Raw genomic sequence first — 9,341 nt, 5'->3', positions numbered from 1 at the left:
AACGATTAGGTTCAATACTTTCGTAATCAATTTCATACGAATGGACGATTCCTTCAGCTGCTAATGCTTTGGGATCTAACCGTTTTAACTCAGATTCGATCAGTTGCGCTACTCGGTCACTCTTAATCATATTGACCATTTCTTCATTAAGCTGCTTTTGTTTCATGTACACAATCCCTCCGATTATGATTACTGCTATCCCTAAAATTTTCATTAAACGATACATCATATTTTGTTTTTTCATAAATCCTCTTCCTGTTTTCTATCTATTTGACCAACACGTTCGTCATTCTCTTTTCATAATAGAGATACGCAAGTACTTGAAGATTTTTGTCAGATAAACCCAATTTTTTTGTTGATCTGATTTCTTTTACGATTCATGCTTTTGGTTTGATGGATTATCCAAGAACACTCATGACTTTCATCATGGGTAGTTCCTGCTCAATTAGAAGAATGTAAACAAAAAAACATAGATCTGGAACAAACGTTGTTCCAGATCTATGTTTTTCTTATCGATTAAAGTAGGAAAAAAATTATTGTCTTCGTTCCTTAAGAAAATAGTTGCATCAAAAATCCTGAAATGATCAAGACGATTGCACCGCCTAAACGATTTCCCATTTGCGCAAAAGCAATTAGTTCCATTCGATTAGCCGCAGATAATACTGCTACGTTCCCTGTACCACCCATTGAGTTGTTACACAATCCAGCTGTAATGGTTGATTCAACTGGGTACAAACCGAATAAACGTCCCACGAATCCTGAAGTGAGCGAGATTGCTACAACACTTGTCAAACATAAAACAACGAATTGCCAAGTTAACGCTGAAGCTAAGACATTTAGATTCAATAGCGCAATCCCTATTCCTGCAAGGACAGCTGCTGTTAAATTCTTAACGATCAGATTATTGAACATAATTGCTGCATCCTCATAATAATCAGGTAAGAGATTTGTAATTTTACAAATCACGACAATGATAATCATGAATGCATACGCATGGATTTTTGGCACAAAGTAGTTGCCGATTTGTCCTAAAATAAAGAATGTCAATGACACCATTAGACCTACACCTAATTGGGGGATCGATGGTTTCACATTCCGTGGTTTACCGTCACCAAGATCGCCTTTTGCCATAAGTTTGCCTTCACCATTCAATTTAGGCATTGATTTTCCTGCACGAGCAACCAAAGCTGCTCCAATGATGGCTAAGACATTAGTCATTGCTGTAGCTGGGAGTAATTGAGAAATAATAGAGGAAGCATTCGTTCCTAAGACGTTCGCATAAATCGTAGATAATGGAACTGCGCCAGCTCCAACTCCTCCAGCCATTGCTGGTAAAGAGATATACAGTACGGAACGTCCAAACCCATTACCAATTAACATTCCAACTAGACCAACAGCAAAAAACGAGACAATCATTGAAATAAGTGCTACTGGAATGAAACGTACCGATGCTTTCATTAGTAAATTACGGTTCATCCCTAAAATACTCCCAGTGATTAAAGCTGCGATATAAAAATCTAAGAAACCCATGTTACTTACAAAATTTTCAGTAGCTTTCACCACGTATTCTGGTAATATACCAAAAGTCGCAATTGCAGCTGAGGCAAAGATCGCAAATACGGAACCTCCACCTAGATAACTTCTAACGATTGGGATTTTTGTACCAATAAAATGAAATAAATTCCCGAATATCACTAGAACAGCGATCGGACCAATCATATTCGTTGGTAATTTTCCAAGTGCCATTGCAACGATCAGGACTAATACCATAACAAAATAGATAGGAAGACTTACTCCAGTAATCTTAGTTGTCCAAAATCCTTCTTTTGTTTTTTCTTCAACTTTTGTAGTTGATTCTTCTCTTTGTGTCATTCATACAGATCCTTTCTGAATAAAAAAGCACGGTGAAAGGCTGAGGTACGTTGAAAAATAGTTCAATATCTGATTTTTATAGCTTCTTCATCAGGTGATTCCCATTTTTCACCTCGTTGCATCTAATCAGCTGCTTTCCTTTCACCGATTAACGTACTCTGTGTATGATTGTGCTCAACTAATCCTTCATTCACTTTGTTTTAGAAATTTGGTCAAGCTTATTTGTCTAACTCTTGGTATTCTGGTACCCATTTAGCAGATTCCACTGCTGCTTTGATATCAGTGATTTCTTCACGATTCAATTTTTGAGAAACAACAGATTTCGCTACTGTTTCTGCAATCGTTTGAGAAAATTCAGTGATTTTCGCAACTGGAGGTAAAATTGCTGCGCCTGGTTGTGTAACATCAACGATTCCACCTAATGCACGACTTGCTTGAGAAATGATCTCAGCATTCACACGTGTAGCCGTTGAAGCAATCAAACCAAGTCCTAACCCTGGATACATCAACGCATTGTTTGCTTGTCCGATTTGATAAGTTACTCCTTGGTATTCCACGTCTGCTGCCGGAATCCCAGTTCCTACTAATGCTTTCCCATCAGTCCATTCAATTAAATCTTTGGCTTTCGCTTCCGCTAATTTCGTTGGATTAGACAATGGCATGATGATTGGACGTGGTGTATGGCTTGCCATTTCCTTAACGATTTCTTCCGTAAACGCACCTGGTTGAGTCGATGTCCCAATCATGATTGTTGGATGAATTTCTTTTACGACCGCTTCTAAAGTTGTTAGTTCAGCAGAATTAGTAAATTCAGATCGTTTTCGAGCAAAAGGAATTTGTCCTGGAGTCAAACCTTCTGTATCTTCAAATAATAACCCTTGTTTGTCTACTTGATAAAAGTGTTTTCGAGCTTCTTCTTCTGATACACCTTGACGAATCATTTCGTCTAATAGAATATTGGCAATACCTACGCCCGCAGTACCGGCTCCAAAAGTCAAAATAGTTTGGTCTTTCAATGATTCTCCAGAAATATTCAGTCCACCTAGTACACCAGCAAGAACAACAATCCCTGTTCCTTGGATATCATCATTGAAAGTAGTGATTTTATCTTCATATTTTTCTAAGATCGTTGCAGCATTTCCTCGTCCAAAATCTTCCCAATGTAGTAATAGTTCTGGGAAAAGATCCGTTGCTGCATCAACGAATTGATCGATAAATTCATAATATTTTTGTCCTGTCACACGACGATGGCGATTTCCTAAATACAATGGATTATTTAGTAATTCTTCATTATTTGTTCCTGCATCAATCGATACAGGTAATACTTGGGCAGGGTTGATTCCAGCAGCTGCTGTATAAACCATCAATTTACCGATCGCAATATCTACACCATTGACTCCCCAGTCACCCATACCTAAGATTCCTTCTGCATCAGTCACCACGATCAAGCGAATGTCTCGACCGTCCGCAGCATTTTGTAAACTTGCTTTGATATTTTCTGGTTCATCAATTGAAAGAAACGCAGCATCTTGCGGTTTTAAGAAAATTTCATTGTATTGTTCGATTGAATCCGCAACGACTGGATCATAAACAACTGGCATAAACTCAACTAAATGTTGTCCCATTAATTTATAGAAAAGTGTCCGGTTTGTATTGAATAAATTCATTAAGAAGATTCGTTTTTCAAGATCACTTTGTTTACTCAAATATTGTCCGTATGCTTGAATCGATTGTTCCTCTAACGTTTGGACTGTGCTTGGTAACATACCTGTAATCCCATATTTCGCACGTTCTTCTTTCGTAAAAGCTGTTCCTTTATTTAAAAATGGATTATTTAATAAGTTTAATCCTGTCAACATAGCTAATTCCTCCTAGGTTTTAGTAACAAGGGAAGTATAGGCGTGAGAAAAGAATATAGTCAAAACTAATACCTACCATAAATTTTATTTATATGTCACTTTTCCTTATAAACTATATTTTTATGAGCATTGCATTTGTATGACACTCTCGTTGAATACAATGACTCGCTTTCTGGCTTCATGACCAAATGAAGGAACGACCAACTACCGCGATTCACTTTCTTATTGTGTTGGTTAAAAAAATAAGATAAGATGAGAAAAATCTTTTGATTGGGGAAAACAAATGAAAGCATCTATCACAACACAGCTACAACCTGATACCAAGCAAACGATCCGTGAATTGAAAGAACAGATCGAACAGCAGCGTCACTGCCAGTTTAAACTAGCTCCTGATTTTGCTGAACAAACGAACGACCAGATCCGCCATGTCCTTTGTTTTAAAGAAGAGACACTTATTGCCTATGCTTTTTTAAGTTTTTATGATGAGAGTGAACTAGAAGTGACAATGATCGTGCATGAAAATTTGGCTTGTTTACAACAACTACTTGATGAAATAATGCGATTTGCTCAAACCATCGGTCGAACAACGATTCTTTACATCACTGATCCACGTGACCTTTTTTTGAAACATTACTTTGAGTCGAAAAAAGAATTGAACAAACAGTTTACTGAGTATCGGTTGATTCTTCAGCCAAACAAATTTAAACAGCTAGATTCTCCTTATCGACCACAAAAAGCTACTTTAAAGGAATCTTCCCTAATTGCCCAACTCCAATTAGGAGAAATTGGGGCAACGGTTCCTCCATTGTCATCTGAAGATTTAGAGAAAACAGTTGTTTTTCATAAAGAAAATCAACTGATTGCTTGTGCCCGAATCGAAGAGGATCTATCTTCCTATGGTATCTACGGCTTAGTCGTAGCACCGGCTTTTCGTGGTCAAGGGTTAGGTAAACTTTGCTTGAACCGTTTGATCCAAGAATTATTAATCAAAGAAGAAAAAGAAATTTATTTAGAAGTCGACGCAACCAATCAAATTGCATATGATTTATATGTAAACATGGGCTTTGAAAAGAAAAGTACATTTGATTACTATGTTTGCCAACTGACTAAATATTGAAAGCTGTCACTCCAAAGTATCACTAGAAATAAAACAGTTTTTCAGTTAAGAAATGCTCTATATAGAATGGCTTTATACGTTTTGATGTTGGTGAAGTTCACCAACATCTTTTCATTTTTCACCCTTCACTTTGATCCCTCCAGTAAAGAAAAACAATCAAATGTCTCCTCAATAAATATCCCATTCCATTCCTCACATCTACTAAGTCCTAATTCAGTCGTTTTAAGAAATTGTTTTAGCATTCAAATTTCCCCTACTAGAAATGTGTCCTCCATTCTTATGAATCCAGTCGTTATACTAGTCACTTCTTATTTTTTTCGACCAACTATTATTCTCTAATAATAAAAACAAAGAACCTATCAAAAGACTAAATTCTATCATTGACATTAGTACGAATTCGTATTATTATCATAAGTACGAATTAGGATTATAAAGGAGAGGTTCATAAATGGCTGAAAAACACACGAATCAACGAATTGGAAAAATAACTTCTACACTTGATGGTGTTTATTGGAAAATTTCAAAATTATCTGGTGTCAAAGAAAATTTATTTTGGCTCTTATATGTTTTAGACGATGGAGAATTCCATTCACAGAAACAAATCTGCGAGGATTGGTCATTTCCCAAAACAACAATCAATACGCTGATCAAAGAATGTGAATCAGATGGATACATTACTCTGAAAAATATTCCTGGGAAAAAACGTGAATTACAAATCTGTTTAACTGAAAAAGGTCTCCTCTATGCCCAAGAAGTATTAAAACCGGTATATGAGATTGAAAATAAAGCCCTTCAAGAAACTATGAAAATTGCACCAACTTTTATTGATGATTTTGAGAGATTTTCCAATGAACTCTTTTTCTCTTTAGAAGATTACTTAAAAAGGAGAAATGAATCATGAAAAAATTATTTTCCTTCTTAAAGTCATATTATAAAGAAACGATAGTAATGATCTTATGTGTTTTCATACAAGGATTTGGAACATTATATATCCCTACCCTCACTGCAGATATTGTGGATAATGGTATTCTTCAAGGAGATTTAGATTATATCTGGAGAATTGGTACGCTGATGATTTTGGTAGCACTTACTATCATGAGTTTTTCCATCTTTGGTACTTATCTTTCTTCAAAAATTTCTGCCTATCTAGGCCGTGACCTTCGAAATGCGTTATTTCAAAAAGCACAAAATCTATCAATAGATAAATTCAATGATTTCGGGCCAGCTTCAATGATCAGTAGAAATACCAGCGATGTAACAAAAATCCAAGAAGCTTTTTCTTCATCAGTTGAAATGCTCTTACCCGCTCCTTTCATGGCAATTGCTGGATTAGTTCTCACTTTTTCAAAAGATACTGGTTTAGCAATCAGCATCATGGGAATCATGGTGGTCATTCTTTTCTTAGCTTTTTTAATTAGCAAAAAAGCGATTCCTCTTCTAGCAAAACAGCAAACGCTTTTTGACAAGATGAATAAGAATATTAGGGAAAAAATTACTGGTGTCAGAGTCATTCGTGCCTTTAATCGTATGGATTATGAAAAGAGCCGTATGGATAAATCCTTTTTTGACTACAATAAAACAGCAGTTAGTATAAATAAACTATTTGCCATCCTCATGCCGATCATTACGCTTATCATGAATTTTTCTACATTGTTGATTGTCTATCTAGGAAATATCAGAGTAACCAATGGATCAATGCAATTAGGAGATATCATTGCCGTCATCGGATACTCTTCTATCATTCTTATGTCATTGATCATGGGACTTGCAGGAATCACTAGCCTTCCGAAAGCAAAAATAAGTGCAGATAGGATACTAGCTGTTTTAAATGTCGAGGAAGATGATTCCTCAGAGACTTCTATCAATGAAACTGATGAAGTAACGGAAGTAATCAAATTTGATAAAGTGTCTTTCGGTTATGCAAATGCTGAAGAACCAGTGTTGGAAGACATTAGTTTTAGTGTAAAGAAAGGTCAAACTACAGCTATCGTTGGAAGTACAGGTTCTGGAAAATCAACAATCGCAAGTTTACTTATGGGGTTTTATCACTCTTATACAGGAACTATTTCCTATAAAGGGAAAAATATCAAAAATTTATCTAGTGCAGCCCTCCGAGAGGAAATTGGCTATGTGCCTCAAAAAGCTTTTTTATTCAGTGGCACGATTTTAGATAATCTTAAACATGGTAAGAAAGATGCAACAGATGAGGAAATCACTCATGCTTGTAAAATTGCTCAGGTCAATGATTACATTAACAGCTTAAATGATAGATTTGAAACATCAGTAGCACAAGGAGGAAATAATTTTTCTGGTGGACAAAAACAAAGACTAGCCATTGCACGTGCATTAATTAAAAAGCCTGAGTTATATGTATTTGATGATAGTTTTTCAGCCCTAGATTATAAGACGGATGCGAAACTTCGATCACTCTTGAAAAAGGAAACAAGAGAAGCCGCTATGATCATTGTAGCTCAGAGAATCAATACAATTATCGATGCCGACCAAATCATTGTTTTGGACGAAGGTAAAGTAGCAGGTATTGGCACCCATCAGACTTTATTAGAGACTTGCTTACCTTATAAACAAATCGTTGATTCTCAGTTTAGCAAGGAGGATATCGCATGAGTAACACGACCGTAAATGGAAATCCATCAAAAATAAAGAGTGTGAAAAAAACAACTTCTCGTCTGTACACTGATCTCATGGGACAAAAATGGAAACTACTATTAACTCTTATAGGTGTAGGGATTAGTTCGTTACTGAGTATAATTTATCCTTTGTTATTAGCTCAGGCTATCAATCTTATTGCCCAAGAAGTTCAATTACCTGTACAAACAAGTAACGCATTTACAATAGGCATACACTCAATGAATACGTTGCTGCTATTGCTAGTTGGTATTTTTTCCGCCAGAGCTTTGTTTAGTTATCTGCAACAATATGTCTTGGCAAGTGTTGCAGAAAATGTCACGCTTTCAATGAGAAAACGAATTAGTGAAAAACTGAATAGAGTGCCACTTCGATTTTATGATACACATAAAAAAGGAGATATATCCAGTCGTATCACTAGCGACCTTGAAAAAGTTTCGACAACCTTACAAGATGGAATTTCTCAACTGCTTTCTTCATTTGTAGCAATGATTGGTGCCTTGTTCATCATGTTTATGATTAGTCCTTTGCTGTCTTTGATTGTACTAGGCACTGTGTTCTTGAGTCTGGTAATTGCTTCAATGTTCACGAAAAAAACACAGGTTGCTCATGCTGAGAACCAGAAAGCTTTGGGAAACATGAATGCTCAGATCGAAGAAGCATTCACAGGAAATATAATTATTAAGGCGTTTAATATCCAAGATGAAATGATTCAGAATACTGCGTCTTTAAATGAAGATCTGTGTCAGAAAGAAAAAAAAGCAAAGTTCATTACTTACGTCATCAATCCAATCATCCAATTTATGAACCATTTAGGCTATGTTGTAATCGCAATTGGCGGGGCAATTCTTGTTTTAAATGGAAGTATTTCAATTGGGTATATTCAAGCGTTTTTACAATATATTGAAAAAGTATCTGAATCAGTGTCTACATTTGCCTATATCTCTAATTCACTTCAAGGAGCTATTGCCGCTGCTGAGCGGATCTATCAAATAGAAGATGAAATAGAAGAAATTCCTGAAACGAACAAACGCATTAGCTTACCTAAAGTCAAAGGACAAATGCGTTTTGAAAATGTTCGTTTCGGCTACAAAGAAGACATGATGTTGATGGATAACATCAATATTGATGTTAAAGCGGGAAGTAAAGTGGCCATCGTTGGTCCTACAGGTGCTGGCAAAACAACATTAGTTAACTTAATCATGAGGTTTTATGAATTAAATGGAGGTAAGATTTCTATCGATAATGTCAATATAACGGAAATGACTCGTCAAGAATTGCGTTCGATCATTGGGATGGTTCTCCAAGATACTTGGCTATCCTCGGGTACTATTGCTGAAAATATTGCTTATGGAAAAAGAGATGCTCCAGAAACTGAGATTATCAAAGCTGCTAAAGCTGCACGAATCGATCATTTTATACGTACCCTTCCTGATGGTTATCAAACTATCTTGGATGATGAAACATCAAATATTTCTGTTGGACAAAAGCAATTACTAACTATAGCTAGAGCTATTCTAGCAGATCCAGCAATTCTAATTTTAGATGAAGCAACGTCTAGTGTAGATACACGTACGGAAGCTGAAATTCAAAAAGCAATGGATGCCCTGATGAAAAACCGTACAAGTTTTATCATCGCACATCGTCTTTCAACGATTCAAGATGCTGATCATATTCTGGTCATGGACAAAGGAACGATTATTGAACAAGGGAATCACGAAGAATTGATTCGTCAAAATGGGTTCTATGCTGATTTATATAATAGCCAATTTGCAGCCTAATCTAAGGGCTTGGTATCAATGCTCTTTCGACGAATGAAGAAACTAAATTATTGCAAGTAACGTATG

Annotated in this window: 7 protein-coding genes; 4 read left to right on the top strand and 3 right to left on the bottom strand. The window is 36.1% G+C overall.

The annotated features are described in order from the left end of the window. From AB3I12_RS12145 to AB3I12_RS12135, 3 genes are all read right to left on the bottom strand, one after another. Positions 1–244 (bottom strand): DUF1310 family protein (locus AB3I12_RS12145; protein WP_368015662.1); only part of this gene is annotated, 244 nt, incomplete at its 3' end. 305 nt (positions 245–549) lie between these two features. Beyond that, complete coding sequence (locus AB3I12_RS12140; RefSeq protein WP_010718665.1) at positions 550–1,872, bottom strand: 2-hydroxycarboxylate transporter family protein; 1,323 nt, start codon at positions 1,870–1,872, stop codon at positions 550–552. Positions 1,873–2,090: 218 nt separating this feature from the next. Continuing rightward, positions 2,091–3,731 (bottom strand): malolactic enzyme, encoded by a 1,641-nt coding sequence (locus AB3I12_RS12135; protein WP_010718666.1) that lies wholly within the window; start codon positions 3,729–3,731, stop codon positions 2,091–2,093. A 283-nt stretch (positions 3,732–4,014) separates the two neighbouring features. On the opposite strand from AB3I12_RS12135, the gene AB3I12_RS12130 reads away from it, so the two are divergent. The 4 genes from AB3I12_RS12130 to AB3I12_RS12115 all read left to right on the top strand — a co-directional run bounded on the left by AB3I12_RS12130 (position 4,015) and on the right by AB3I12_RS12115 (position 9,275). Beyond that, positions 4,015–4,848 carry an N-acetyltransferase gene (locus AB3I12_RS12130; RefSeq protein WP_063627439.1) on the top strand — a complete coding sequence of 278 codons (834 nt, stop codon included), beginning with the start codon at positions 4,015–4,017 and terminating at the stop codon, positions 4,846–4,848. Between the two features lie 448 nt (positions 4,849–5,296). Beyond that, positions 5,297–5,749 carry a MarR family winged helix-turn-helix transcriptional regulator gene (locus tag AB3I12_RS12125; RefSeq protein ID WP_010718669.1) on the top strand — a complete coding sequence of 151 codons (453 nt, stop codon included), beginning with the start codon at positions 5,297–5,299 and terminating at the stop codon, positions 5,747–5,749. Next, complete coding sequence (locus AB3I12_RS12120; RefSeq protein ID WP_063627440.1) at positions 5,746–7,473, top strand: ABC transporter ATP-binding protein; 1,728 nt, start codon at positions 5,746–5,748, stop codon at positions 7,471–7,473. The genes AB3I12_RS12125 and AB3I12_RS12120 overlap by 4 nt, the downstream gene beginning before the upstream one ends. Further along, positions 7,470–9,275: an ABC transporter ATP-binding protein gene (locus AB3I12_RS12115; RefSeq protein WP_063627441.1), complete on the top strand. Its 1,806-nt coding sequence runs from the start codon at positions 7,470–7,472 to the stop codon at positions 9,273–9,275. The genes AB3I12_RS12120 and AB3I12_RS12115 overlap by 4 nt, the downstream gene beginning before the upstream one ends. The last annotated feature ends 66 nt before the right edge of the window (positions 9,276–9,341 follow it).

Source organism: Enterococcus sp. C65 (genome assembly GCF_040887165.1).
GTDB lineage: Bacteria > Bacillota > Bacilli > Lactobacillales > Enterococcaceae > Enterococcus_B > Enterococcus_B hirae.
This window is presented reverse-complemented; position numbering and strand designations above follow the sequence as displayed.